This window comes from Olsenella uli (genome assembly GCF_016900775.1).
Lineage (GTDB): Bacteria > Actinomycetota > Coriobacteriia > Coriobacteriales > Atopobiaceae > Thermophilibacter > Thermophilibacter uli_A.
Window position 1 is genome coordinate 91050 of sequence record NZ_JACJKN010000004.1, and the last position, 25199, is coordinate 116248.

28 protein-coding genes and 1 pseudogene are annotated in these 25199 nt (G+C 66.8%); 16 read left to right on the forward strand and 13 right to left on the reverse strand.

Annotated elements, in window-relative coordinates; genetic code table 11:
- Positions 1-3: 3 nt before the first annotated feature.
- The 4 genes from H6A23_RS03935 to H6A23_RS03950 form a co-directional block, all read right to left on the reverse strand.
- Positions 4-1209: an ABC transporter permease gene (locus H6A23_RS03935; RefSeq protein ID WP_204830897.1), complete on the reverse strand. Its 1206-nt coding sequence runs from the start codon at positions 1207-1209 to the stop codon at positions 4-6.
- Complete coding sequence (locus H6A23_RS03940; protein ID WP_204830898.1) at positions 1196-2398, reverse strand: ABC transporter permease; 1203 nt, start codon at positions 2396-2398, stop codon at positions 1196-1198. The genes H6A23_RS03935 and H6A23_RS03940 overlap by 14 nt, the downstream gene beginning before the upstream one ends.
- Positions 2399-2407: 9 nt before the next feature.
- Positions 2408-3370: an ABC transporter ATP-binding protein gene (locus H6A23_RS03945; RefSeq protein WP_204830899.1), complete on the reverse strand. Its 963-nt coding sequence runs from the start codon at positions 3368-3370 to the stop codon at positions 2408-2410.
- Positions 3371-3515: 145 nt separating this feature from the next.
- A complete protein-coding gene (locus H6A23_RS03950) occupies positions 3516-3944 on the reverse strand; it encodes a type II toxin-antitoxin system VapC family toxin (protein WP_204830900.1) in 429 nt (142 codons plus the stop codon).
- 73 nt (positions 3945-4017) lie between these two features.
- Here H6A23_RS03950 and H6A23_RS03955 point away from each other — a divergent pair, with 73 nt between their 5' ends.
- Both H6A23_RS03955 and H6A23_RS03960 read left to right on the forward strand, forming a co-directional pair.
- Positions 4018-4554 (forward strand): DUF4143 domain-containing protein, encoded by a 537-nt coding sequence (locus tag H6A23_RS03955; protein ID WP_286165792.1) that lies wholly within the window; start codon positions 4018-4020, stop codon positions 4552-4554.
- Between the two features lie 60 nt (positions 4555-4614).
- A complete protein-coding gene (locus H6A23_RS03960; RefSeq protein ID WP_204830902.1) occupies positions 4615-4884 on the forward strand; it encodes a hypothetical protein in 270 nt (89 codons plus the stop codon).
- A 33-nt stretch (positions 4885-4917) separates the two neighbouring features.
- On the opposite strand, the gene H6A23_RS03965 is transcribed toward H6A23_RS03960, so the two are convergent.
- Entirely contained in the window at positions 4918-5817 is a 900-nt protein-coding gene (locus H6A23_RS03965) for an aldo/keto reductase (RefSeq protein ID WP_274958854.1), read from the reverse strand.
- Between the two features lie 102 nt (positions 5818-5919).
- Between H6A23_RS03965 and H6A23_RS03970 the strand changes: the two genes are divergently transcribed.
- Complete coding sequence (locus H6A23_RS03970; RefSeq protein WP_204830903.1) at positions 5920-6339, forward strand: MerR family transcriptional regulator; 420 nt, start codon at positions 5920-5922, stop codon at positions 6337-6339.
- Between the two features lie 71 nt (positions 6340-6410).
- The gene (locus tag H6A23_RS11430) at positions 6411-6536 is read left to right on the forward strand and encodes a hypothetical protein (RefSeq protein ID WP_274958852.1); all 126 of its coding nucleotides are present in this window, start codon (positions 6411-6413) and stop codon (positions 6534-6536) included.
- 75 nt (positions 6537-6611) lie between these two features.
- Here H6A23_RS11430 and H6A23_RS03975 read toward each other — a convergent pair whose 3' ends face one another.
- The 5 genes from H6A23_RS03975 to H6A23_RS03995 all read right to left on the reverse strand — a co-directional run bounded on the left by H6A23_RS03975 (position 6612) and on the right by H6A23_RS03995 (position 11168).
- Positions 6612-7349 carry an alpha/beta fold hydrolase gene (locus H6A23_RS03975; protein ID WP_204830904.1) on the reverse strand — a complete coding sequence of 246 codons (738 nt, stop codon included), beginning with the start codon at positions 7347-7349 and terminating at the stop codon, positions 6612-6614.
- A gap of 331 nt (positions 7350-7680) precedes the next feature.
- Entirely contained in the window at positions 7681-8676 is a 996-nt protein-coding gene (locus tag H6A23_RS03980; protein ID WP_204830905.1) for a helix-turn-helix transcriptional regulator, read from the reverse strand.
- A 439-nt stretch (positions 8677-9115) separates the two neighbouring features.
- Entirely contained in the window at positions 9116-9526 is a 411-nt protein-coding gene (locus H6A23_RS03985; RefSeq protein WP_204830906.1) for a DUF2207 family protein, read from the reverse strand.
- A 51-nt stretch (positions 9527-9577) separates the two neighbouring features.
- Positions 9578-9835, reverse strand: a complete 258-nt coding sequence (locus tag H6A23_RS03990; RefSeq protein ID WP_204830907.1) for a hypothetical protein — start codon at positions 9833-9835, stop codon at positions 9578-9580.
- A 301-nt stretch (positions 9836-10136) separates the two neighbouring features.
- On the reverse strand, positions 10137-11168 hold the full coding sequence (locus H6A23_RS03995) for a DUF2207 domain-containing protein (protein WP_204830908.1): 1032 nt from the start codon (positions 11166-11168) through the stop codon (positions 10137-10139).
- 356 nt (positions 11169-11524) lie between these two features.
- On the opposite strand from H6A23_RS03995, the gene H6A23_RS04000 reads away from it, so the two are divergent.
- The 4 genes and pseudogenes from H6A23_RS04000 (at position 11525) to H6A23_RS04015 (ending at position 13298) form a co-directional block, all read left to right on the forward strand.
- A complete protein-coding gene (locus tag H6A23_RS04000; protein WP_087216979.1) occupies positions 11525-11734 on the forward strand; it encodes a helix-turn-helix transcriptional regulator in 210 nt (69 codons plus the stop codon).
- Between the two features lie 5 nt (positions 11735-11739).
- Complete coding sequence (locus H6A23_RS04005) at positions 11740-12231, forward strand: hypothetical protein (protein WP_204830909.1); 492 nt, start codon at positions 11740-11742, stop codon at positions 12229-12231.
- Between the two features lie 94 nt (positions 12232-12325).
- Positions 12326-12871: pseudogene (locus H6A23_RS04010) on the forward strand (DUF4143 domain-containing protein); the annotation flags it as partial.
- Positions 12872-12905: 34 nt separating this feature from the next.
- On the forward strand, positions 12906-13298 hold the full coding sequence (locus H6A23_RS04015) for a hypothetical protein (RefSeq protein ID WP_204830911.1): 393 nt from the start codon (positions 12906-12908) through the stop codon (positions 13296-13298).
- 130 nt (positions 13299-13428) lie between these two features.
- Here the strand turns inward: H6A23_RS04015 and H6A23_RS04020 are convergent, their stop codons facing one another.
- Both H6A23_RS04020 and H6A23_RS04025 read right to left on the reverse strand, forming a co-directional pair.
- Positions 13429-14673 carry an MFS transporter gene (locus H6A23_RS04020; protein WP_204830912.1) on the reverse strand — a complete coding sequence of 415 codons (1245 nt, stop codon included), beginning with the start codon at positions 14671-14673 and terminating at the stop codon, positions 13429-13431.
- A gap of 12 nt (positions 14674-14685) precedes the next feature.
- Entirely contained in the window at positions 14686-16299 is a 1614-nt protein-coding gene (locus tag H6A23_RS04025; RefSeq protein ID WP_204830913.1) for a peptide chain release factor 3, read from the reverse strand.
- Between the two features lie 103 nt (positions 16300-16402).
- Here H6A23_RS04025 and H6A23_RS04030 point away from each other — a divergent pair, with 103 nt between their 5' ends.
- Entirely contained in the window at positions 16403-16915 is a 513-nt protein-coding gene (locus H6A23_RS04030) for a hypothetical protein (RefSeq protein WP_204830914.1), read from the forward strand.
- A gap of 544 nt (positions 16916-17459) precedes the next feature.
- Positions 17460-18089: a helix-turn-helix domain-containing protein gene (locus tag H6A23_RS04035; protein WP_204830915.1), complete on the forward strand. Its 630-nt coding sequence runs from the start codon at positions 17460-17462 to the stop codon at positions 18087-18089.
- 5 nt (positions 18090-18094) lie between these two features.
- Here the strand turns inward: H6A23_RS04035 and H6A23_RS04040 are convergent, their stop codons facing one another.
- Positions 18095-19081: a helix-turn-helix domain-containing protein gene (locus H6A23_RS04040; RefSeq protein WP_286165785.1), complete on the reverse strand. Its 987-nt coding sequence runs from the start codon at positions 19079-19081 to the stop codon at positions 18095-18097.
- Between the two features lie 134 nt (positions 19082-19215).
- On the opposite strand from H6A23_RS04040, the gene H6A23_RS04045 reads away from it, so the two are divergent.
- The 6 genes from H6A23_RS04045 to H6A23_RS04070 all read left to right on the forward strand — a co-directional run bounded on the left by H6A23_RS04045 (position 19216) and on the right by H6A23_RS04070 (position 25197).
- Entirely contained in the window at positions 19216-21051 is a 1836-nt protein-coding gene (locus H6A23_RS04045; RefSeq protein WP_204830917.1) for an ABC transporter ATP-binding protein, read from the forward strand.
- Complete coding sequence (locus tag H6A23_RS04050) at positions 21052-22785, forward strand: ABC transporter ATP-binding protein (protein ID WP_204830918.1); 1734 nt, start codon at positions 21052-21054, stop codon at positions 22783-22785.
- Between the two features lie 99 nt (positions 22786-22884).
- Positions 22885-23553, forward strand: a complete 669-nt coding sequence (locus H6A23_RS04055) for a DUF3793 family protein (RefSeq protein WP_204830919.1) — start codon at positions 22885-22887, stop codon at positions 23551-23553.
- A 38-nt stretch (positions 23554-23591) separates the two neighbouring features.
- On the forward strand, positions 23592-24020 hold the full coding sequence (locus tag H6A23_RS04060) for a flavodoxin (RefSeq protein ID WP_075280467.1): 429 nt from the start codon (positions 23592-23594) through the stop codon (positions 24018-24020).
- A 72-nt stretch (positions 24021-24092) separates the two neighbouring features.
- Positions 24093-24728, forward strand: coding sequence for a DUF6796 family protein (locus H6A23_RS04065; protein ID WP_204830920.1), 636 nt, complete (start codon positions 24093-24095; stop codon positions 24726-24728).
- A 151-nt stretch (positions 24729-24879) separates the two neighbouring features.
- Positions 24880-25197, forward strand: a complete 318-nt coding sequence (locus tag H6A23_RS04070; RefSeq protein WP_204830921.1) for a DUF6110 family protein — start codon at positions 24880-24882, stop codon at positions 25195-25197.
- Positions 25198-25199: the final 2 nt, after the last annotated feature.

The following is a 25199-nucleotide window of genomic DNA, read 5'->3' on the forward strand; positions in this document are numbered from 1 at the left end:
CGCTCACGCCGCGCCGGCGGCGCGACGGCGGGCGCGACCGAGCGAGAGCCCCACGGCAAAGAGCGTCACCGCAAAGAGCAGAACGATCCCCAGGCACGTTACCAGCTCGGCGACAAGCTCGGGCGTGAGCTCGCGGGCGTGCAGCGCCGACGCGACCGCCTGGCTCACCCAGTACGAGGGCGAGAGGCGCGCCGCCGCCTGCACGGCCTCCGGCAGCATGGAGAGCGGCACCCACGCCCCGCCGAGAAACGAGAGCACCATCGCGCCGATGTTGCCGCACGCGTTGACCGCGTCCTCGCTGAGGCCGAGCTGCGCGAGCAGAAACGCCAGCGCGAGCGGCACCAGGGCAAAGGGAAGCACGCTCCCAAGCGCGCAGGCCACGAGCGCCGGGTCCGTCCCGGCGAGCGCGCCCGCGCTCGATGCGAGGGCCACGGCGCAGGTCCACGCCCACACGGCCACCGCGAGCACGAGGCACGCCGCGACCTGCCCCGCGGAGAGGCGCGCGGGCGAGACGGGCCCCGCCGCCGTACGACGCCGCAGCTCAGGCCGCTGGAACGCCGCGAGCGAGACCCCGGCCACCACCACGATGGAGCTCATGACGGAGTATGTGGAGAAGTTCAGGTACGTGGCGAGCCTATCGGCGCCGCCGAGCGCGCCCTCGGACTCCCGCACGCCCACCTCGGCCCGCTCCGCCGCCGCAACCAGCGCGAGGTCCGCGACCTCGGTCGCTGACGCCGTCGGCTCGAGCGCCGCAGCGCCCGCCGCGAGCGAGACCCAGCGCGACGCCGCCTGCGCCGCGAGCGCCCCCGCCTGCACGTCCTGGCCGTAGGCAACCTCGAGCGCCGGCACCTCGTCCCCCGCGCGCGCCGCCTCGAGCAGCTCCCGCTCAAAGCCCTCCGGCAGCACCACCAGGCAGTCCACCTGGCCCGTCGCCACGCCGTCCTGCAGCGCGAGCGGCTCGTCCGCAACGTCCACGAGCTCGAAGGCGTCTCCCGCCCACGCCGCGAGCGCACCTGAGAGCGCCGTGCCGTCCCGGTCCACCACGGCGACGCGCGCCTCGTAGGCGGCATAACCGTCCTTCTCGCCTGCGGTGGCCGTGCCCATGTCCCCCACCACGAACACGCCCATGAGGGAGAGAAACACCACGTAGAGCGCGAGGTAGATGGGGTGTCCGGCAACCACGCGCAGGGCGGTCCTAAAGGTGCTCATAGCTCTGTCTCCTAAAGATGGCGCCGGCCACGGCGAGAAGGGCGAGCGCACCCGCCACGCAGGCGGCGAGGCGCGCGGCGAACGGCGCGAGCGAGGTGTAGTAGTAGAGCGCGTAGAACGTGTCGCACACGAGCTTGGTCGGGTTCACCCAGCTCGTCCACGGCAGCGTGTGGGCGAGGTTGTCCGCGAGCTCCATCGCCGCAGTTCCATAGAGACCGGCAAAGAGCGAGAGCACGCAGGTCAGCGCCGTGAGGATACCCGAACGCGCGGAGATGCCAGCCGAGAGGGGCAGCGCCCCCACGCACGCACCGAGCGCCGTGGCGAGCAGCGCGCAGACGGCAACGGCCACGAGGGCAAGTCCTTCTCGGCCGCCAAAGTCCACGCCCGCCACAAGGCGCAGGAACGCAAAGGCCAGCGTCAGCGTCACGGTCGAAACCGCCCACGCGCCGAGCGCGCAGCCGGCGAGCTGCCGCAGGCGCGAGGTGCCCGAGACCGCCCGGCGCGCCCCGAGCGCCGAGACGCCGGGCTGCGCATACGCCACGGCGAGCATGCCCGCCTGGGAGGCCATGAGCGTGGACATGCCGAGCAGGGCGTAGTAGTAGCGCACGATCTCCTCGGGCCGGGCGTGCGTGATCTGCACCCGCTCGACCGCCACCTGGATGCCCAGGGCGTCCGTCACGGCGGCGGGGTCCGCGAGCGCCGCCGGATCGCGCTGCGCCACCTCCTCCAGCAGGGCGCGCGACTGCACGTAGGAGCTGGCGACGGTCTCCAGGATCGTGCGGTTGACCGCCGACGCGCCGTCCGCGCTCGCGAGCGTGTAGGCCGAGCCCACCGTGAGCGCGGGCGCGCCGTCAGAGGCAATCTCAAAGTAGCCGTCAATCTCCCCACTGGCGAGAAGGGACTCAGCCTCGTCGGCGGTCCCCACACGCCGCAGGTCGAGCAACTGGTCCTTCCCCGGCTCCGCGAGAGCCTCTGCGACCTGGGTGAAAGAGCCCGCAGACGCATCGTCCTTCTCGTCCGCCGGAGCCACGAGCGCCACCGGCACCGGGTCCACCACGCCGTCCGTACGCATGCCGGAGAACATGAAGAGGAAGATGGCCGACATGATGAGGGGAAACGCCAGCACCCATACGATCACCGAGGGCGTGCGCACGAGGCTCTTGACGCTCACCAGAAACGAGGTTCCCATGGCAGCCCCCTAGTCGCGCAGCTCGCGGCCGCAGAGCTCGAGGAAGACATCGTTCAAGGTGGGCGGCTCGGACCACACGCGCCCCAGGCGCACGCCGGCCGCGGTCAGCACGCTGAGCGCGTCGGTGAGGTTGTGAGCGCTCGCCTCGCAGGTCAGGCGCAACATGCCGTCCGCGCAGTCCGCTGAGAGCACGTGCGAGAGGCCGCGTAGGCGCTCGAGCGTGCCCTCGGGAAGCTCGCCCACCTCAGCCGTGATCTTCTCGCCGAGGCTGATCATGCGCTTGAGCTCGTCGGCGGTGCCCTGCGCCACAGCGCGCCCGCGGTCGCAGATCATGATGCGGCCGCAGATCTGCTCGACCTCCTCCATGTAGTGGCTCGTGTAGACCACCGTGGCGCCCTCGTCGCGCAGGCGGCAGATGCCGTCCAAGATGTTCGCGCGGCTCTGCGGGTCCACGGCGACGGTGGGCTCGTCGAAGAAGATGAGCTCCGGGCGGTGCGCGATGCCGCAGGCGATGTTGAGCCGTCGCGCCAGACCGCCGGAGAGCTTGGCCGGGCGGAAGCGCGCGTAGTCGCCGAGGCCCACGAAGTCGATCGCCTCGTCCACGAGCTGGCGGCGCCGGCGGCGGTCGCGCACGTAGAGCGCGCAGAAGGCGTCCACGTTCTCGCGCACGGTGAGCTCGTCGAAGACGGCCACCTGCTGCGGGACCACGCCCACACGCGCCTTGAGGTCGTAGCGGCTCGGCGCCATCGGCTCGCCAAAGAGCTCGATGGTGCCGCGGTCGTAGGAGAGCAGCTGGAGGATGCAGTTGATGGCCGTGGTCTTGCCCGACCCGTTGGGGCCGAGAAGCCCGAAGATCTCCCCACGGCGGACGGCGAGGTCCAGATGGTCAAGCGCGACGAGCTCGCGATAGCGCTTGACGAGCCCGGTGACACGGACGACGTCTTGTGATGGTGCGGTCTGCGTGTGTGGCATGGCGGCCCCTTTCTCTTGGCGCCATTGTCACCGGCTGCCCGCGCCCGGGGAAGTGAGTTTTGTCACGAGTGCGGCCCCGCGTGGTGGGCGAGACAAGGGGGACAGATCCATTTGTCTCAGACGTTTACGCGCGACTGGACAATCGCTAGCCAAAGGTCTCGAGGTACTCCGCGCAGGTCATGGCGCGGACCTTGGAGCGCTTGTACGCGCCCGCGTCGCGCGTGAGGATGACGTCCGCGTCGTTGAGCTCGGCGCAGGCGCGGATGAGGCCGTCCTCGAAGTCCGGCTCGCCGCAGCCGAGCGAGAGCTCGCACTCCTCCGCGCCCATCGGCGCGATCACGAGCAGCTCGCGCAGCCACTCGATCGATCTTCTCGCCCGCGCCTCGCCGTACTGCCGCCGCAGCACGCAATACGCATCCTTGAGCGACCCCACGGCAACGAGCCCCAGGTCTCCCCCGCCGTTGCAGCGGCGAAGGACCTCGCACGCCTCCGCCGACTGCGGGCGCTCCCTGCAAACCGCGTCGAGAAGAACGCTGGTGTCGAAGAGCAGCCTCCTGCTGTTGAAGTCACGCATAGCGATACAATTATCCTCGATAATTGTCTCCTAAACGCCAAAGGGCGTTGACCCCTCCTACTACCAGCACTCGCTGGCACCCTATCTCACCTTCTTCAAGGATCAGTACTTCGTGGAGGAGCAGCGCGGATGGGATGCGCCAGTCAAGGCGAAGTCCCGAGTGAGATCAAAGCCAAAGAGGACCTTCGTCGACCCCTCTCTTCCCGCCTCCCTGCTCTCGATGACCCCAGAGCGCCTTCTTCGAGAGACGCAAGTCTTTGGGACGCTCTTCGAGGAGCTTTGTCTCAGAGACGTGCGAGTGTACTGCTCTGCGCTCGGGACGATCCCCGACGCTGAAGTGCGCTACTACGGAGACGCCGACGGCCTCGAAGTTGACATCATCGTTGAGCTTCCTGACGGAAGGTGGGGCGCTTTCGAGGTGAAGCTGAGCGAGGAGAAGGTGCCCGCAGCAGAGCGCAACCTCCTCAGACTGCGCGACAAGATTGCACGCAACCCCGCCGCACGTAACGCGAATCCCTCGTTCCTTGCGGTCCTTGTCGGCAAGGCGTCCTTCTGCAGAAGGACGCCCAACGGAGTGTTTGTTGTCCCCATTACCGAGCTAGGGGCATAAGGAAACAACTTGCGCGGCACGACGTTCTCGCTCGGGGCGCTACCCCTCCCGGCGAAACGCGTGCATGAGCGTCAAGACGATACCGCAGACGAGGCCACCCACGACCCACGACATCCAGAACCAGTTCTGCGCGGGCGGCGGCGCACAGAAGAGCAGGAGCGCGCCTTCAACGAGCAGCTCGAGCACGAACGGGCGCACGCGGAGGGGTCCGCCGAGCTCGAGGAGGTGTGGCGCGAGCGCGACATGATGCGGCAGCGGAACTCCCGCCTGTGCAGGAAGTACGGGCTCAAGGGGCGGCGGGAGCGGAAGGGCATGGGGCCGCTGGAGTAGCTACCCCATGCCCGCTAACCGCCCCTTGGGCTTCTACCAGTTCTTCTTCTCCTTTGAGCTGTCGTGCTGATGCCTGCGCTCCTCGACAATCCCGGCGAACCACCTGACCATCTCGGGGTCGCGGTGGTCGAAGAAGCTCGAGGTCTTGGTGTCGAGCGCGGCAATCCGCGCCATCTCGTCCTCCGAGAGCGCGAAGTCAAGCACGTCGAGGTTCTCCTCCATGCGCTCGCGATGCACGGACTTGGGCAGCACGATAACGCCGCGCTGCAGGTTCCAGCGCAGCATCACCTGCGCGGCGCTCTTGCCGTGGGCGGCTCCGATCTCGGCGAGCACGGGGTTCTCGAAGAGCCCGCCGCGCCCCTCGCCGAAGGGCGCCCACGCCTCGGGCCGCACGCGGTACTTCTCCTCCCACTCCATGAGCTCCGCCTGCTGGTTCAGCGGGTGCGTCTCCATCTGGTTGACCATGGGGGCAACGTCGTTGAACTCGCAGAACTCCACCAGCCGGTCCACGTAGAAGTTCGAGACGCCGACGGCGCGGACCTTGCCCTCCTCGTAGAGGCGCACGAGGTCGCGCCAGGCGCCGTACGCGTCGCCGAACGGCTGGTGGAGAAGGACGAGGTCGACGTAGTCGGTCCCGAGCTTGCGCAGCGAGTCCTCCACCGAGGTGCGCGTGGCGCCCTCGCCGTAGTGCTCGAGCCACACCTTGGTGGTCAGGAACACGTCCGCGCGGTCGACGCCCGAGGCCGCGACGGCCGAGCCCACCTGCTCCTCGTTGAAGTAGCTCTGCGCCGTGTCGATGTGGCGGTAGCCCACCTCCAGGGCGTCGCGCACGCAGCGCTCGCACTCGTCCTGCGTCACCTGGTACACGCCGTAGCCGATCTGCGGGACCTCGACGCCGTTCGAGAGGGTGACGTACGTCATGCTGTCTGCCATGGTTGCCTTCCTTCCTGTTTGCCTGCGGTACAATGCTGTTATAACAACCGGTTGTAACTATCGGTCAAGCGGAATCGGCGACTTTTCTTTCGGGAGGTGCGCATGGCGGAGGAGAGGCTCTTCACCATGATGCAGGTGTGCCGCGAGCTTGGCATGACCTATCAGACGCTCAAGTTCTACTGCAACCAGGGGCTCGTCCCCAACGTGAAGCGCGACAGGAACAACCGTCGCGTGTTCAGCGCGAACGACGTGGAGTGGCTCCGCGGCCTCACGTGCCTCAAGCGCTGCGGCATGAGCATCGAGGAGATGCGGACGTACCTGGGCCTCTGCCTCGAGGGCCCCGCAAGCATCCCCGAGCGCAAGGCCATGCTCGCCGAGAAGCGCGGGCGCCTGGTGGAAAAGCTCGCCGAGGTGCGGTCGAGCATCGACTACATAGACGCCAAGCAGGCCTTCTACGACGACGTCCTCGCAGGGCGCACGGAGTACGTGAGCAACCTGCTGCCGAGAGCGAAGGGGCGCTAACCCCCTCGCTTTGTGACGCGACGCGAGAATCCACCGTGACGAGGTCTTTCGACTTTCACGGGGGTGATTGCATGGCGAGGCGTCCGAAGCTGACGCAGGAGATGGTGGACGAGGCGATCCGTCTCAAGGCGGACGGCAACGACCATAGCATCGACGCGGTGAGCTACGCGATGATGGACGACGTGCTGAGGGGCTAGCGACGCGAGCGCTCTTCTCGTCCTATTTTGATACGCAACGCCCTGCATCTGCCGTAGCGGCACTCGGGCGCTTGCTTATGGGCGACCCTCGAGCGCCTCGAGATAGACCCCGGGATGCCACAAACTCGCCTCGCCGTGCCGCCAGCCAGGGTGCTCGACAAGCGTGCTGCCCGGCATGGCCTCAGCCAGGGCGCGCGCCGAGCGCACCATGATGCGGGGCTCCCTCCCGCCGACGAGGATGGTCGCCCGCGCCCCGCAGCCCGCGAGCTCGGGTCTCAACCGGTAGGAGCTGTTCGCCCGCATGAAGGCGATCATGTCCCGCTTCGATATGGCGCAGCTGTCACGGTAGTAGGACTCGTAGAGCTCCTCGGGGAGATGGAGGCTCGCGAACTGCGCCCGCGAGAACCAGGGACGCCGCACGAGCGGGTGGCTCAGGGCGACGGCGGGCGCGACGAGGGCGCGGGCGGCGCGCATGGGGAGCACGAGCGCGCTCTCGATGACGGCGCGCCCCGCGATCCGCGGCCGCTGCGCGAGAGCGTCGAGGGCGACCTGCGCCCCGAGGGAGACGCCGCAAAGCGCGTCGACGCGCCCGCCGAGCACGCGGTCGATGAGGGCGACGAGCTCGGAGGCGTTGTCCTCGATCGAGGTGAACGGTCGGTCCGAGCCGGCGTGCCCGTCGAGCACCGGGAGCACGACGCGGTACCCGTTGGCGGCGAGCAGGTCGGCGACTGCCCGGTAGTTCCACCACGAGAGGCCGCCCCCGTGCAGGAGCACTGCCGTCCGCGCGCCCGTGCCGAGCGTATGAGTGACCATCTGAATCCTTTCGACGGCGACGTGGCCCGGGCGACGCCGTAGGAAGCGGGCACGCGCTTAGGCCAGCGCATGGTCGCGCGGTTCTTCTCGCCCCGTGCGGCCATTATACGGGGCACATGCGGGAGTTTTCCACATTGGGGCCTCCGGCCGTCCTTCTCGGCATGAGACGCTTTGGAACACGGGGCGACGATTCGCGCGGAGCGGCGGAAGCGGAGGATCGCTGCCGCTCCACTGCGACGGTGGCATCAACCTAATCACGGAGACAGGGGTCCTCGACTGCTTCGTGGCGACGGGCTCCGAGCTGCAGCGCACGCAGGTGACGATGGAGGCGCTACCCCTCCCGGCGGAACACGTGCATGAGCGTTGAGACGATGCCGCAGAGAAGGCCGCCCACGACCCACGACATCCAGAACCAGTTCTGAGCGGGCGGCTGGGCGCAGAAGAGCAGGAGCAGACCAACGATCGTGGCGAAGATCATGACGGCGCCGCAGATCGCACCGATCTTCTCGCCCTCCCGCTTCTGGGCGAGAAGGACGTCGCGCCGAGCCTCGTCCAGCTTCGCGGTGACGATGTCCTCCACCTCGAGGTCCTCGGCAACGGAGCGGTTGTACTCCTCGACGTTGACCCGCCCGAGCAGCATGCCGCCGCGCACGATCCACCACACGCCCAGGGCGATGAAGAACATGAGGAAGAAGAGCCCCCAGTTCTCCGCCGTCCTCTCGAGCATGAGCAGGCAGCCGATGCCCGCGAAGATGAGCGCGAGGCCCGCGATGAGCGCCGCCGAGAACTGCCGGCGCGCGGCGGCGCGGTCCTCGTCCGTGTAGAAGTCCTCCACGTAAGGGTGCGCCTTCTGGAACGCCGTATGCTCCATGCCTGCGGGCACGAGAAACGCGAGGCCCGCGAGGACGCCCACGAGCACGATGATCACGAAGAGGCCGTCGCGCCCGTTCCAGGACGCCAGCTCGACCGAGCCCTCGAAGAGCAGGCCGAGCGCGATGCCCAGGAGGATGAGCGCCGCGCCGGTGGGGACCTTGAGCGCCATCATGCGCTGGTGCTCCTCGTAGCCGCAGACGTCGGTGGGCGGGCCGGCGGGGATGGGGGCGGCGGTCGCGGGCGCGGCGCGGCCGGTGAGGTCGCCCGTCACGAGCTCGTCGAGCGTGCAGTCGAAGATCTCGCACATCTTGAGGAGCTTGTCCATCTCCGGCTGGCTCCTCTCGGCCTCCCACTTCGTGACGCTCTGGCGGGAGACGCCGAGCAGCATGGCCAGCTGCTCCTGGGTCATGTTGCGCTCTGCGCGCAGGTGCTGGAGGTTGTCGCGAAAGCTCATGGTCTGCCCTTCTTCGGGGGTGTGCGCTGTCTGCCGGCACCTTGTATTCTGCGGGCGCGCACGGCGCAATTCTACCAACCGACGGTAAGCAATTTGGCAGTTTTCGCGGCAACCAGAGGGCGCCCGCCGGTTGCGCGCCGCAGGTAGAGGGGCTTGTCGGCCACGCGAACTTCTCGCCAATCAATCGAGTGTGCATGAACCGAGAAAAACGCCCCGTCTTGAGCCTCATTTCTTCGATTCCTGAACGCTCGACGAACAGAACAACCCCCAAATGATACGAAGGGACTGTCCCTTCGTAATACATGGACGAGTGGGCGCCGCTCGGAGAGGTCGAGAAGAGCGCCGCACCACCGAGCTCGCCGAGGGCGAGACGTGCCAACGTCGAACGGCGGCGCACGCCCGCGCCTGCGCCAATCGGAACAGGCTAACTACCGGGCATTCATTGGACGGTGACGGGGCGTGACGGACGCGAACTGGCATTCTTCTTGTCATGGGCACGCACGTAGGCAACGTACCAGTCGGGCGCCGCGGGGGCGCGGCTGGACTCAATCTTGGGGAAGAGATCGCGCGGAGCGGCTCCCACAGCGTTGACGGCAACGCCATAGACCAGCTGCTCGCCCCACAGCGCGGCGTCGGTAAGGCGCGCGTCGCGCATACTCGTGAGCTCAACGATGTAACGCTTGAACGCATGGCAGCGCGCGAGCAGCGCGCGGCCTTCGACTGTGTAGACCTCGCGCGGCCGCGAGTACGCGACCATCATGGCAAGCCCCGGCAGTCCAAAGAAAATCATGGGCAGCACATCAAAGCCCACGAACAGGAAAGCCACGAGCGCATAGAAGGCGAGAAGCACGACAGCAAGCCAGAAGAGCGACGGCGATACCCCCTCGACGAGGTGGCGCTCCTACACGTCGCGCGTCGCCTTGCCCGATAGGCAGTGGCTCTGTCGCGTGAGGTAGGCGGGAAACTCCCGCCGCGCCTCCGATAGCTCCTCTGCTGTGATGCTCGTGCGACCGTCAACAAAGACAAAGTCAAGCGTCATGTGCTCGTACTCCGTAAGGCGCTTCGTGGACACGTTGGGAGCAAGCGAGACGCGGACGGTCTCGCGCTCGAGACCAGCTGCGCGTTGGGCGAGCGTCTTGGCCGCGTGTGTCTCGTCCATCCGATCGTTGATCCTCAGGCGACACCACGCCGTGGGAACGCGCTCGATACGCACGACGCCCTTGTGGTCTAGGGAGAGTAGGGTCGCTGTGACTCCGGAGCGCACGAAATCCTCGTCCATCACGCGCGCCAGAAACATTGGCTCGTCGGTGCTGGGAGGCTCGCACAGATGGCCGTCGCGAATGTCCGAGCTGTCGACATGCGCAAAGCGCGCGGTCCGAAAGACGTACCATGACGAGGGCGAGCACGTACGGCAGGATGATGTAATAGAGGAAGTTGGTGATGACGCTCATCTTGGCTCCCTAGCTGTCACTCATGCGATCGTTCTCGTGGACCGCCACTTCAAAGAGTTTCTCGAGCGCACGCAGCGGCGAGGGAAAGCCCTCTGCCGGCTCAGTGAGAAACCACTCGATGTCTTCGTCGCCCGAGCGACGCGCGAGCTCGGCTACGACCTCATCGCTGAGCCCAAACGCCAACGCAAAGCGAAGCGTTCGATCGACACGCTTCGCCGATCCCGGAAGTGCCTCGCCCGAGCGGTAGCGCTGCACAATCCAGCGGCGATGCGCGTCAGCGCGAGCGAGCACGTCTTGGAGCTTGTCGGCGTTAACGCTCGTCCCAAGCGAGCCCTGCGTAAAGATCAGGGCTACGAACCCACCAATCACGACTGCAATGGCAGAGAGTCTGGGCAGCGTCGTGAACGCAATGAAGCACGACCCCACAATCATCTGCGCTAGCATGAGGACGACAGTCGCGTTGCCGCTACCACCATCCTTCTCGGAAAGATAACCCGCCCTGAGAACCTGGTCACCAGTGCACCTAGTAAAGTCGTGCACAGGGCCGCATGCGTCGTCGGGTTTTTTCACGTAGCGCGCGATTGCCCCACCGACCGTCTTGTCGAGCGAGCCCGCCGGCAGACAGACGCGCGTAGTCGCGGAGGCGAGGCCCGCCTTCGACAGCATGCCTTGGTCGAGCACGTCAAAGCGGTATGCCCCCTCTGCCGGGGAACTCGTTGGTCTCATGGAGAGACTACCGTCGCGAAGCAGGGAGAGCACCGAGAGCGCAAAGACCCGACCGCCGACCTGACCGCAAAACGGAACCCCTAGCACCTCCGGCTTCATGCTCTCGGGAAGCTCGTCAAGCAAATCGCCCGAGAAGAGTGTTGCCCTAGGAATCCGCTCCCCAACACGATTACGACGCACCGCACAAATACGCGCAACGAGCAGGGCAACGAGCGGAATGCCAAAAAACACCCCGACAAAGGCACTATTGACGAGATCCTGCGAGATCGGGACGCCCGCAATGCTCATATGCCCGAACAGCGCCTCAATGCCCAACGCTCCCACCCCCTTCTTAGGGGCATGATGGCAGGCCAACGTCAGCGAGAAGTAAGGTGTGACAAGGGGCGTCACGCCAAGGGCGCACGACAGTCATGCGTCCCTCCTGTCACACCTAGCAGCCGATGAGTTCCGCAGCTGCCGTCGTGCACATCGCCTTGCGCACGTCAAAGGGGCAGCGCCCCTCGCAAGCGCGGCGCGCGAAGCAGTCCGCCGGCGTGGCGCCGAGCGCGCTCACACCGCACATTACATTCTGATTGCAAAGTTGACTTGTCATATTTTGCAAAGCTCGCTATTCTAGAGATGCAAAGCGCGCTTGTCATCTCTGTCGGACGCAACGCGAGAGGAGTGATGCCATGCGAACGCGCATCCGCGAGCTGCGCCGCGAGCGCAAGATGAGCCAGGCCGAGCTCGCCGAGGCAGTGGGTACCACGCGGCAGACCATAACCTCCATCGAGGTCGAGAAGTACACCGCCTCCCTGCCTCTCGCCTACAAGATCGCCCGCTACTTTGGCCTTGCAATCGAAGACGTCTTTGACTTTTCTGAGATAGACGAGGAGCTGTGATCGCCATGAAGAAGACCGTCGAAACCCTGAGCGCCGACATCCGCCGCCGCCTGCGTCGCGAGGGCGTCTCGCTCGCCATCATCCTGGCCGCGATTGCCATCATCGCCGCCATGGCCGTCGCCGGCATCTTCCCCGCTGGGGGAGACGACTACGTCACGAGCTTTGCCTCGGGCTTCCTGATCGGGCTTCTTGCCTTTGCCGCAGGGTTCACTGTAAAGCAGATTCGCAAGCTCCGGGGAGCCCTCTCAGACGACACCGCGCTGCGCGCCCTTCTTGCCGCAGAGAACGACGAGCTCGAGGCATACCTGGCACGCGAGGTGTCCCGAACCTTCGTCCATCTCATCCCGCCGCTCTCCGCCGTCATCGTGGTCGTATCTGCGCTCGTTGGCCGCGAGGCCATGCTCTCCGCCGTGGGCACACTGCTCTTTCTGTGCACGGCGCTGCTGGTCGTGAGGTTCGTCTACAAGCGCCGCCTCATGGGTCCCGAGACGGAGTAGAGAAGCGTCACGCGCACTGGCGGAACTTCTCGTTCGCGCGTCCGAAAACTCCTGAGGTTGCCATGCGAGCCTCTCTGCGGGCAACCTCTTCTCAACCAACAAGGTTGTCCGCGTCCTTGCAAGCGCACGGAAAAAGACCAGTTCAAAGACTGTCGACAACTACATCGACGCGCTCGAGAAAGCCTATGTCATCTCGGAGGCGCCTCAGACGGGACTTCAGGGCAAGGAGCTGCTCTCGCCCCTGCGGAAGTTCTATCCCGTTGACCAGAGCCTTAGGAACCTCGTGACGCGCTTCTCGGCGGACAGCATCGACTTCCAGCTGAAAAACGTCATCCACAACGAACTCGTTCGACGTGGCCATTCCGTTGAGGTGGGAACATTCAGAGTGGGCGAGGTCGATTTTGTGGCGAGAAGGGCCGACGAGACCGTCTACGTCCAGGTTTGCGAGACGATGATCGACCCCGCCACGCGCGAACGCGAGCTGGGTCCGCTCCGCGCCATCACAGACGCGTTCCCCAAGTGCGTGATTACCCTCGACCGATACGGCCCCGGTACCACCAGCGACGGGATCAAAGTGCTGGGCGCAATCGACTGGCTGCTCGGACGCAACGAGACGGACTACTTATTTTCTCCTGGGTAGACTGACAACAACGGCACGACCGAGGAGGTGCCCCATGAAGAAGCGTCTCGTCAGGGCCGCGATCGTCTACGGCGCAGTCTGGCTCGCATGTCTTGCGTTCTACTGGGGCAGCCTCGCGACGGGCGCACTCGGCGGGGGCGGAATCATGGGCTACGTGATTCTGACGCTCGGCATTGCCCTGTCGATTGCCGGTGTCGTGGCGGCGTTCCAGGTCGGCCGCATGACTGAGCTGGGCCGGTGGCGTCTCGCCGCGCCGGTCGCAATCGCCGCGCTCTACGCGCTCCACACCGTGACGACGTTCAAACTCTCGAACGCCCTCGATCTCACCAACATCGCGCCGGCCGATTTGGTCACCTTCATATACGGCCTCGTCCCCGCCGCAATCGGCCTCGCTGTCGGCTGGGGCATGTCACTGCGTAGCCGCTGATCCGGAGCCCACGCGTTCTGCTCGTCCACCAATTCGCCGAGGCGGAGCAACTACGGAAAACGGCGCTCGCTGAGGCCAACTTTTCCGTAATTCCTCCGTCTCGGTGACGGGAATGGCGACGCGCCCGCAGCTACGCGTGGCGGAGCTGGCGCCGGCAGGCCAGGTACACGACAAGCGCGGCCGGCACGCAGAGCATGAGCACAGGGTAGAAGAGCTCCACGTCGAGCGAACCAAAGAGCGCGCCGCCAAGCATGGGGCCAAGCGACATCCCCAGGTCGAGCCCGATGTAGTAGGTGCCGTTGGCAAGTCCCTCGGCATCCGGGCGCGCGAGCTTCAAAGCCGTGGACTGGCAGACCGAGCTCATGACGCCGTAGCCGCCGGCAAGGCCGAGCGCGGCCACCATGAGCAGGGCGTCATTGGCGGCCACGGCGAGCGCGCCGATGCCCACCGCAGCCGAGACCGACGCCGCGCCCACAAAGAACGGGAAGGGCCTCGTGTCAAAGAGGTCACGCAGGGCCACGCGCAGCACAAGCAGGATGACGGCATAGGCCGGGAAGAACAGGCCCACGCTCACCGCAAGCCCGCGCGCGGCCACGTAATTCACGAGAAACGACTGAGTGGCGCAGTAGGGAATCGCAAAGAGCATGATGATGAGCGCCACCGGAACCACGCGCGGCTCCACGAGGCACGGGCGGGCAGCGGAAGCGCGGCCCTTCTCGGCCCCAGCGTCCTTCTCGGCCTCCGCTCCCTTCTCGCCCGACGCAGCGCGCGGCGGCAGGCCCCGGTCACCCACAAACTGCACGAGCACCATGATCGCGGTCGAGAAGAGCGCTGCCACCACAAAGGCCGGTCGGTAGCCCACGCTCCCCAGAAGCGCCACGCCGAGCGCCGGCGCCACCGCCATGCCGAGCGCGTTCATGGTGCCGTAGATGCCCATGCCCGAGCCCACGCGCCCGGGTGGCAGGAGGCTGCAGAACCACGTGGACATGGAGACCGAACAGCACGAGAACCCCACGCCGTTGGCCACGCGCGCGACCACGACCACGGTCGGATTCGGTGCCATCACGTAGAGCGCGCAGGCGAGCGCCATGCAGGCTGCGCCCGCGAGGGAGAGTCGATAGCGGCTCACGCGGTCCGCCAGCCCGCCGAGCAGCGGCCGGCACACGAGAGAGACCACGTTCATGAGGCCGCCCACGACGCCCATGAGCGCTGCGCTCCCGCCGAGACTGCCCGTGAACCCCGTGATGAGCGGCGTCACGAGCATGGGGCTCGAGAAGTAGCAGAAGCCCGCCGCCAGAAGCAGCAGCGTGTCGCGAGAGAGCATGGGGCCGTGCGCATCCGCGGGCGCCGCGGCCCGCCCGGTCCTTCTCGCCATCGCGATCGCCCCCTAGAACGTGACGTTGCCAAACTCGGAGAGGCGCAGGCCCTCGTTGTGCTCCTCGGCCCAGCTGAGGTTCCACGGGCTCGTGAAGAGGAGCAGCTTGCCGCCGCGCATGTCCTCCACGCGCAGGGTCTCGCGCGTGAGGTTGAGCCTGGCCACGTCGACCTCGCCGTCCTTCTCGTCAATCCAGCGGATGAGGCTGTAGGGCAAGGGCGAGCGGCGCACCTCGACGTGGTACTCGCTCTTGAGGCGCTGCTCCAGGACCTCGAACTGCAGCACGCCCACCACGCCCACGATGACGCGCTCCATGCCGGCGCCGAACTCGCGGAAGATCTGGATGGCGCCCTCCTGGGCGAGCTCCTCCATGCCCTTCACGAACTGCTTGCGCTTGAGGGTGTCCACCTGCTCGATGCGCGCGAAGTGCTCCGGCGCGAAGGTGGGGATGCCCGCAAACTGCACGCGGCGGCCCACCTTGCAGAGCGTGTCGCCGATCGAGAAGATCCCGGGGTCGAAGAGGCCCACGATGTCGCCGGCGCACGCCTCGTCCACCGTGGCGCGGTCGTCAGCCATCATCGCCGTGCCCGTGGCCAGCTTGATTTTGCGGTCGCCCTGCACGTGGAAGGCGTCCATGCCGCGCACGAAGCGCCCCGAGCAGATGCGCAGGAAGGCGATGCGGTCGCGGTGGTTCTTGTCCATGTTGGCCTGGATCTTGAAGACGAAGCCCGAGAAGTCCGGGTCCGTGGCCTCCACGGGCTCGCCCGTGAGCGCATCCGTGTGCGCGCCGGGAGCCGGCGAGAGGCGTAGGAAATCGCGCAGGAACGGCTCCACGCCAAAGTTGGTGAGCGCCGAGCCAAAGAAGACCGGCGTGAGCTTGCCCGTGCGCACGGCCTCGAGGTCGAACTCGTGGTCCGCGCCGTCCAGAAGCTCGATGTCGTCCATGAGGGCGCGGTGGTTCTCCTCGCCGATGAGCTCGTCGAGGGCGGCGTCGCCAAGCTCCGCCTCCACCTCGGCCACGCGCTTGGTGGCGTTGGCGCGGCCGTCGCCCTCGAAGGCGAGCACGCGGCGGCTCGCGCGGTCGAAGACGCCGCGGAACGTCCGCCCGTTGCCGATGGGCCAGTTCATGGGGTAGGTCCCGATACCCAGGACGCTCTCGATCTCCTCCATGAGGTCAAAGGGGTCGCGCGTCTCGTGGTCGAGCTTGTTCACGAAGGTGAAGATGGGGATGCCGCGCAGCGCGCACACCTTGAAGAGCTTGACGGTCTGGGCCTCCACGCCCTTGGCGCCGTCGATCACCATGACCGCGGAGTCCGCGGCCATAAGCGTGCGATAGGTGTCCTCGGAGAAGTCCTGGTGACCCGGGGTGTCGAGGATGTTCACGCAGTGGCCCTCGTAGGTGAACTGCAGGACGGACGAGGTCACGGAGATGCCGCGCTGCTTCTCGATGTCCATCCAGTCGGAGACCGCGTGCTTGGCGCTGGCCTTGCCCTTGACCGAGCCCGCGCTCTGGATGGTGCCGGTGTAGAGCAGCAGCTTCTCCGTGAGCGTGGTCTTGCCCGCGTCCGGGTGCGAGATGATGGCAAAGGTGCGGCGAGAAGAGATCTCCTCCTCAAGGCTTGGCATGTGGTTCCTCCGTGGCAGTTGGTTTGAGCCCAGCTATTGTAGCCGGTATGATGACAAAGGTGACAGGGTAAACTGTCATGAACTTCCACGTGAGGAGATTCCCATGAGCCACCGCCGCATCGCCGCGCTCGCCCTCGTAGCCGCGCTGTCCCTCTCGCTTGCCGGGTGCTTCGGGCTGGGCGAGAAGGTCGACGAGGCCCAGAGCCTCGCCGACTCCCTCACGGATATGGCGGAGAACGCCACGGAAGTCGCGCAGACACTCGAAGACATCGACTGGGGCAAGACCGTCCGTGCCGTCGTGCGCGACGCCGCGACCGGCGAGGAGCTCGCGGAGATCACGGACCAGGCGCAGATCGACGAGATCTTCTCGCCCCTCTCGCAGGTGAACGGCATGGCGCCCACGCCGGACGCGCCGGAGGAGTACGTCGTGGAGATCTGGGAGCCCGAGACCATCAAGCTCGGGCAGTCGGCGGATGACGTGGGAGAGTACAAGGGCCTTGAGGTCGTCACCTACGAGGGCTCCGACGTGGTTACGCTCACCGTGGTGCCCATCGACCTCTCGATCAACCTCGCAAGCGAGGGCGGCGTCGCCGAGGCCATCCGCGAGCTCGCGTAAGCCCGCCGCGACCGGCGAGGGCCGGACGGCGGGGCCCGCGCACTCACCGCGCCACTGGCCAGTAGCGTTGCCCGGGCGCCCGTGGAACCCGGCCCGCGGGCGCCCGGGTCCCACGGGGCGCGAAGGGTCCTCGGGACGGCGCTTTGCGGACGAGCTGCCATCTAGGCCGACTTGTGCACTGATTTGCGCGGGATGGAGAGTCACGCGCGCTTTTTCTGGCCAGAAAACCCCAGTTGCCATCCACCGCAAGGCGGGCGCCCGAGGCCAATCCCGCAGAAACCGGTGCACAAGTCGGCCTAGATGGCAGCTCCTCGCGCAAAATGGCCCAAACGGCGCCGGCCCAGGCGGGACGGCACCGGGCGGAAGGCGCGGAGCCCAAGGCGCCACGTCCAGAAAACGCGCAGCTCAGACGCTATGTAAGGAACATTTGACACCGCCTGTGCGCGCTGCGCGCGGCCCTGTCGGGCACCTTTGATGGTACGCTTGCACCCGACACGGCACGCTCTTCTCGACAGGGTCGCGCCAAGACGGAAGGGAGGCAGGCATGGAGCTTGGGAGCCACATCAAGGCGCACCGCGCGCAGCTCGGCATCTCGCAGGACGAGCTGGCGGGGCGCATCTACGTAAGCCGCCAAACGATCTCCTCGTGGGAGAACGACAAGACCTACCCCGACGTCCAGAGCCTGCTGCTCCTCGCCAACGTCTTTGGCACGACCATCGACGAGCTCGTGAGAGGAGACGTGGACACCATGAAAGAGACGGTCGAGAAGGACGTGCGGCTGGTCAAACGCCTGAGCTACGTAATGGTGGGCTTTCTTGCCCTCATGCTGCTGGCCATGGTCTGGTGGACGTATCAGGTGAGCATCGCGGACCTTCCGCTCGTGCAGACGCTGCCCACGGTGGTGCTGGCAGTCGTGCTCTGGGGAATCGCGATGTTTGCCTCGGTGTGGGTCGACCGCATCAAGCGTGAGCATGACCTTGTCACCTACCAGGAGGTTCTTGCCTTCTGGGACGGCAAGCCCGTGGACCGCGAAACCGAGCGCGGTCGGCGCGAACGGCTCATCCCCCGCTGGATGAAGGTCGTGCGCGTAGCAGGCCTCGCGCTCATCGGCGCGGCGGTGGGCTACTTCTTTGGTTGCGGCGTCACCTGGCTCATGGAGACTCTGCTCGGATAAGTGATTCAAAAGGGACTGTCACTTTTGACCCACGCGCGCGGGGACATGCCCGTGAAGTCGGAGAAGGCATGACAGAAGGCCGAGGGGCTTGGGTAGCCGAGAAGGACGGCAATCTCGGAGACGCTACGCTCCCCACCCTCGAGGAGACGGCACGCGCGCGCCATCCGCAGCCGGCGCGCATATGCGCCCACGCTCTGCCCTGTCTCGCGCCTGAACGCGTCACAGAGCCGCGATCGGCTCACGTAGAGCCTGCGTGCGAGCGCGTCGACGGAAGGTGGCACGCCGCCCTCCTCGACGGCAGCCGACAGGAGACTCCTCGCGTGACTCACCAGTGAACCCTCATCTTGTTCGGCACCTCTCCCGTCCGCCGCCAGAGACGCCATGAGGGAGGTGACGGTCGAGAGAAGCCCGAGCGACCCACCGGGGCCGAGCGGAGGACTCGCGGGTATGTTGCCGAGCGCATGACGAATCGCCCCCTTGGCCTCGGGACCCCAGGCACCGTCGAACGCCGAGAAGAGCCCACCGAACTCCCCCGGATAGCTACGATCCAGGTCGTCGAAGAAGTCGGGCAGACAGATGATGGAGCGGGAGCGGTAGGCGTGGCCGGCGAGCAGGCGACTTGAGAGCGAGCGGGGGCCGTGCTCAACGAACGTGGCCACTTCGTCATGCGGACGGCGTGCGCCATCCCCGGCGCCGACGAACCTGATCGGAAGTCCGCAGTCCCGCGAGCACGAAACCGCATCGTCCCCCATCGTACAGGCGCAGGCGTACGGCCCGAGCGACCCCTCGAAGAGCGGCATGTCCTCAAGCGGAGCGACGTCGTGACAGAGCACGAGGCAGTGCGGCGCCGGCGCGCAGAACCACATCGAGCCTGTCGCCACGGAGCCGCGCGCCTCGCCCACCCAGATGCCGCCCCGGCGCTCGAAGCGAACACCAAGCTGCTCGACCTGCGGCTCGAAGAGCGCAACGAGCTCGCGGGGAATGTCTCCCATGCCCGTCATCTTGAGGGTTCGTCCATCTCCCTTGAGGAATCGTCCAAGGTTAGTTAACCATAGCTAACAAGTAACGGCTCCCATGATACGGTGCGGCGGAATGCCAATCAAGATACGAGGGCAAGGAGGCTTCGATGTCTGACTCTCAAGCAACCAAGGCGAGCGGCGCCCGCGACAAGGGCGCCGTGAGCCGTTTGCTCGCCTTTGCCGGTCCGCGCAAGACGCTCACGTACCTGGGCTGCGCGCTCTCGGCCGTCTCGATGCTCGTGAGCTTTGGCCCGTACGTCTGCATCTGGCTCGTAGCGCGCGACCTCATCGCCGTGGCCCCCGACTGGGGCGCGGCCACTGGCATCGCCGCATACGGCTGGTGGGCGTTCGGCCTTTCTGCCGCGAGCATCCTCGTCTACTTCGCCGGCCTCATGTGCACGCACCTCGCAGCCTTCCGCTGCGCGTCCAACATGCGCAAGCGCACCACGGACCACCTCATGCACGCGAGTCTCGGCTACTTTGACACGCACGCGAGCGGCGCGCTTCGCCGCGTCGTGGACGGCTGCGCCGCCGAGACCGAGGGGCTTCTCGCACATAAGCTCCCTGACACCGCGGGCAGCATCGCCATGATCTTGGGCATGCTGGTGCTGTTCTTCGTCTTTGACTGGCGGCTCGGCCTCGCGTGCCTTGTCGCGGTGATCATCTCGCTCGGCTGCATGTTCTACATGATGGGCGGGCGAGGCATGGACTTCATGACGCGCTACATGGAGTCGCTCGTCAAGATGAACAAGACCGGCACCGAGTACGTGCGCGGCATCCCCGTGGTCAAGGTCTTCCAGCAGACGGTCTACAGCTTCCGCGCGTTCCATGACGCCATCGAGGAGTTCACGCGGCTCGCGCAGGACTACGCCGTCACGTGGTGCCAGACGCCGCAGTCGCTCTCGCTCACCATCATCAACGGCGTCGCGATCTTCCTCGTGCCGGCGGCGATCCTCGTTGCGCCCGGCGAGGGGGACTTCGCGCGCTTTCTGGCCAACTTCGCGTTCTACGCGATCTTCTCGGCCGTGATCCCCACCGCCATGACGCGAGTGATGTTCATGTCCGAGGCATTCCAGTCCGCTGCGGATGCGGTCTCCCGCGTGGAGGAGGTGCTGGCCGCGCCCGTAATCACCGCTCCTGCCGCGCCGCGCGCGCCCGAGAGCAACGCCATCCGCTTCGAGGACGTGACCTTTACCTACGAGGGGGCGGACGCCCCGGCGCTCGACCACGTGAGCTTTGAGGTGCCCGCCGGCGCGACGGTGGCGCTCGTGGGCCCCTCCGGCGGCGGCAAGACCACGGCGGCGAGCCTCGTGCCGCGCTTCTGGGACGCGGGCGCCGGGCGCGTGACGCTCGGCGGCGTAGACGTGCGCCAGATGGACCCGCACGACCTCATGGACCGCGTTGCCTTTGTCTTCCAGGCCAACCGCCCCTTCCGCCAGACGATCCTGGAGAACGTGCGCGCCGCGCGCCCCGAGGCCACCCGCGAGGAGGCGCTCGCCGCCCTTGACGCCGCCCAGTGCGCGGACATCCTGGAGAAGCTGCCCCAGGGCGCCGACACGCTCGTGGGGACGGGCGGCACCCACCTCTCCGGCGGCGAGGTGCAGCGCCTCATGATCGCCCGCGCCATCCTGAAGGACGCGCCCGTGGTGGTGCTCGACGAGGCGACGGCCTTCGCCGACCCGGAGAACGAGGTCAAAATCCAGGCCGCCTTCAAGCGCCTCGCCCGCGGGCGCGACGGCTCTCCGCGCACCGTCCTCATGATCGCGCACCGCCTCTCCACGGTGCGGAACGCCGACAAGATCGTGGTGCTCGACGCCGGGCGCGTGGCCGAGCAGGGCACGCATGACGAGCTGCTGGCGGCGGGCGGCCTCTACGCCCGCATGTGGGCCGACTACGAGAAGTCCGTGAGCTGGCGCATCACGAGCGCCGCGGAGGTGGAGTAGATGAGCATCCAGGAGAAGTACGCCCTCACCGACGAGGGCGTGAGGAACGTCAAGAGCGGCGCCGCGTGGACGGCCGTGGCCAACTTCGCCGTCTTCGCGGGCGTGGGCGTGACTTACCTCGCCATGGAGGCGTTCGTGGCGCACCTCACCGAGGGCGCTCCGCTGCCCGCGCTCGTGCCCTACGCGGCAGGACTCGCGGCCTTCATCGTCGTCCTCTTCATTGCGGAGTACCAGGCCTACTACTACCAGTACGGCGTCATCTACAAGGAGAGCGGCCGGCAGCGCATCGGCCTCGCCGAGCGCCTGCGCAAGCTGCCCCTGGGCTTCTTCGGCCGCCGCGACCTCGCCGACCTCACCGAGACCCTCATGACCGACGTCAAGACCACCGAGCACGCCTACAGCCACGTGCTGCCCGAGCTCTACGGCGCCTACATCACGCTCGCCGTGGCGGCCGTGGGGCTTCTCGCCTTTGACTGGCGGCTCGCGCTCGCGTCGCTCTGGAGCTGCCCGGTGGGGCTCGCCATCCTCTTCGGCGCGCGGCGGGCGCTCCAGCCCATGATGGAGGCCACGCGCATGCGCGGCCTTGCCACCTCGGAGGACATCCAGGAGGCGCTCGAGTGCGTGCGCGAGGTGCGCGCGACCAACCAGGAGGAGCGCTACCTCGAGCACATCCATGCGGACGTCGACGCCGCGGAGCGCCAGGCCGCCCGCTCGGAGATCGCGTGCGGCATCGCCGTGAACGGCGCCCAGATCGTGCTGCGCCTGGGCCTCGCCACCACGGTGCTCGTGGGCGCGACGCTCATCCTGGAGGGCTCCTGCACGTTCATGACGCTCTTCGCCTTCCTTCTGGTGGTGAGCCGCATCTACGCACCCTTCGACCAGTGCCTCATGCTCATCGCCGAGCTCTTCTCGGCCAAGACGGCCGCGGCGCGCATGAAGGGCTTCTACGAGGAGCCGCTCGCCGAGGGCGGCGAGGCGTACGAACCCCATGGCCACGACGTCTCCTTCGAGGACGTGTCCTTCTCCTACGACGGCGGCGAGAAGGTCCTTGACGGCGTGGCGTTCACAGCGCGCGAGGGCGAGGTCACGGCGCTCGTGGGGCCGTCCGGCTCCGGCAAGTCCACCTGCGCCCGCCTGGCCGCGCGCCTGTGGGACGCCGACGCGGGCCGCGTCACCGTGGGCGGCGTGGACGTGGCGGCCGTGGACCCCGAGGTCCTTCTCGCCGACTTCTCCGTGGTCTTCCAGGACGTGCTGCTCTTTGACGACACGGTGATGGGCAACATCCGCCTGGGACGCCACGGTGCCACCGACGAGGAGGTGCTCGCCGCGGCGCGCGCCGCCAACTGCGACGAGTTCGTGAGCCGCCTGCCGCAGGGCTACGACACGATGATCGGCGAGAACGGCGCGCGCCTCTCCGGAGGCGAGCGCCAGCGCATCTCCATCGCCCGGGCGCTGCTCAAGGACGCCCCTATCGTGCTCCTGGACGAGGCCACGGCGTCGCTCGACGTGGAGAACGAGACGCAGGTCCAGGGTGCGCTCAGCCGCCTCCTCGCCGGCAAGACAGTCATCGTGATCGCCCACCGCATGCGCACCGTCCTGAGTGCGGACAAGGTCGTGGTGCTCGAGGACGGCCGCGTGGCGGAGCAGGGCTCTCCGGAAGAGCTGCTCGCCGCGGGCGGCCTCTTCGCCCGCATGGTACGCCTGCAGACCGAGAGCGCCGACTGGGCGCTGTGACCTAAAAGGGGACAGTCCCCTTTTAGGTCATAGACAACATGTTAGCTATGGTTTACTCTATGCTCACTAGAGTTAGTTATAGCTAACTATTGGAGGCGCATGGGTCAGGGAATGGACATCTGCCTTGCCGTTGACGCCAGCGACGCCTCGCCTCAGGAGCATCTTGAGGCGAGGTTCGTGCGCTGTCTCGTCTGTCAGGCGGGCATCGTGCTCGCGGGATGCAAGCCGGCCGCAGTCTTTGGCTTCCGGATGCCGCCCGACGATGCCGCGCGTCCGACGTCCATGTGCCGCCTCCGCGTAAAGACCCTCATAGGAACCTACGCGTGGCACCTTCGGCGCTTCGGCGTGCGCGTTTCCCTGCTGGGATGGCGAGAAGGGCGGGCGATGCTGCTCGTCTGGCGTCCGCGCCGCATCCGGCGTCTTCTCTCCGACGCGGGGGCGCACGAGTTTCTCGCCAAGAACCACCTCCCCTCTCGAAGCGGGGCGCTCATGGGAGAGCTCAGGCGTCGCCTGCGCGCCTACTACAACGACAGGACCCCCTTTCCCCATGAGATCGGCTTTGTCCTCGGCTACCCCATCGAGGACGTCGACGGCTTCATGTCGGACGGGGGCCAGGGAGCACGGGCGTGCGGACGCTGGAAGGTCTACGGAGACGTGGACGAGGCGCTGCGGCGCTTCAAGGAGCTCGAGCGCGAGGAGCTCAGGATCAAGAGGCTCTACTCCGAGGGAACGCCCCTGCGGGGGCTTCTTCGGATGGCAACGGCATAGCAAGGGCGGCCGAGCCCGCACGACGGAGGGAGACTTCCATGAGCAAGAACATCGCAATCGTGTACTGGACGGGAACGGGCAACACCGAGGAGATGGCCCGTGCGCTCGAATCGGGCGTCGCCGCAGCAGGGGCCGAGGCTCGTGTCGTGCCCGTCGCGGACTTCTCGGCAGAGGATGTGTCCGGCTATGACGCGCTTGCCTTTGGCTGCCCCGCCATGGGCGCCGAGGAGCTTGAATCCGACGAGTTCGAGCCCGTCTGGGAGGCGTGCCGCGACGCGCTGGGCGACAAGCCCGTGGCGCTGTTCGGCAGCTACGGCTGGGGCACCGGCGAGTGGATGGAGGCCTGGCGGGCAGACGCGGAGGGGGCTGGCGTGAACGTGGTCTGCACCGTGATCGCCAACGAGGCCCCCGATGACGATGCCATCGCCGAACTCGAGACGGCCGCAAGGAGCCTCGTCGAAGCGTAATGGCTCAAGCTGAGGCCCCGGAGCCGAGCGAGCTCCGGGGCCATCTGACGCCCGCGATGGATGGGAGGCGCCATGCCGTTGACGCTCGTACTTCTCGCCCTGGGACTCCTGGGCTCGATTCTCATGTTTGCCGGGGACATGCTGCTCTACTTCACGCCCGGCGCCTACGACATGGACGGCACGCTCAGGCCGTATATGCGCATCATGCGCGACGTGCCCGCCGGCCGCGTACGGCTTGGAGGTGCGCTCGGGCCGGTCTCCGCGTTCCTGTACGTGCTCGGGTTTGCGGGGCTTGCGCTCACGGCGCGTGGCGAGATGGCTTGGCTCGTCTGGCTGGCCGCGGCCCTGCTCGCCCTTGCCCTCATCTGCGGCGGCGCCTACCACGCCCAGTACGTCTATCTCTCCGTCATCGCCAAGGCAGGGCGAGAAGAACTGTACGACGAGGTCGCGGACAACATCATGTTTGTCATGCGGTTTGCAACCGTGCCCATGTACCTGGGCTTTGTTGTGCTCGCCGCGGCCGTCGTGCTCGGACAGACCGTCTTCCCCGCCTGGTTTGTCGTCCTCACGCCGCTGGTCACGAGCTTTCTCGGCCTTGCGTGGATGCGCGTGCCGCAGCCGGCGCGCTGCGTCCTCTTTGGCGGATGGAGCAACTTGGTATTCACGATCATGTTCGCCGCGATGCTCGTCTGCAAGCTCGCTGGGTAACGCGCAAAAGGGATGTCCCTTTTGCGCATACGGGACAGTCCCCATTTGACCCCTTGCGGAAATCACGCCGACCATTCCTCAAATGTGAGCTACAGTTGACTTGAAACTGTTCACCAAGGCGTACTTTTGTGCGCGACGGAGGGAGTTCGACATGAGTGCTCTAGGTTTTCTCAAGGGAACGCACGGCCTGCTTTTGGGCGCGGGGGTGTTGATCGGGTCGGTCGGCGGCAAGGTGCTCACGAGCGACGCGGCCAAGCGCCTCTACGTCGAGGCCGTCGCGGCGGGCCTGCGCGCCAAGCGCGCCTGCGAGGATGCCATCGAGCGCACCCGCGCCGAGATGGATGACATCGTCGCCGAGGCCACGTACCTTAACGAGACCGTCTACGACACCGAGGATGACGAGGACCAGGAAACGTCCAAAGCAACCGACGCAGCCGAGCCCGTCGAGCCCGCTCCCGCTGAGGCGTAGGC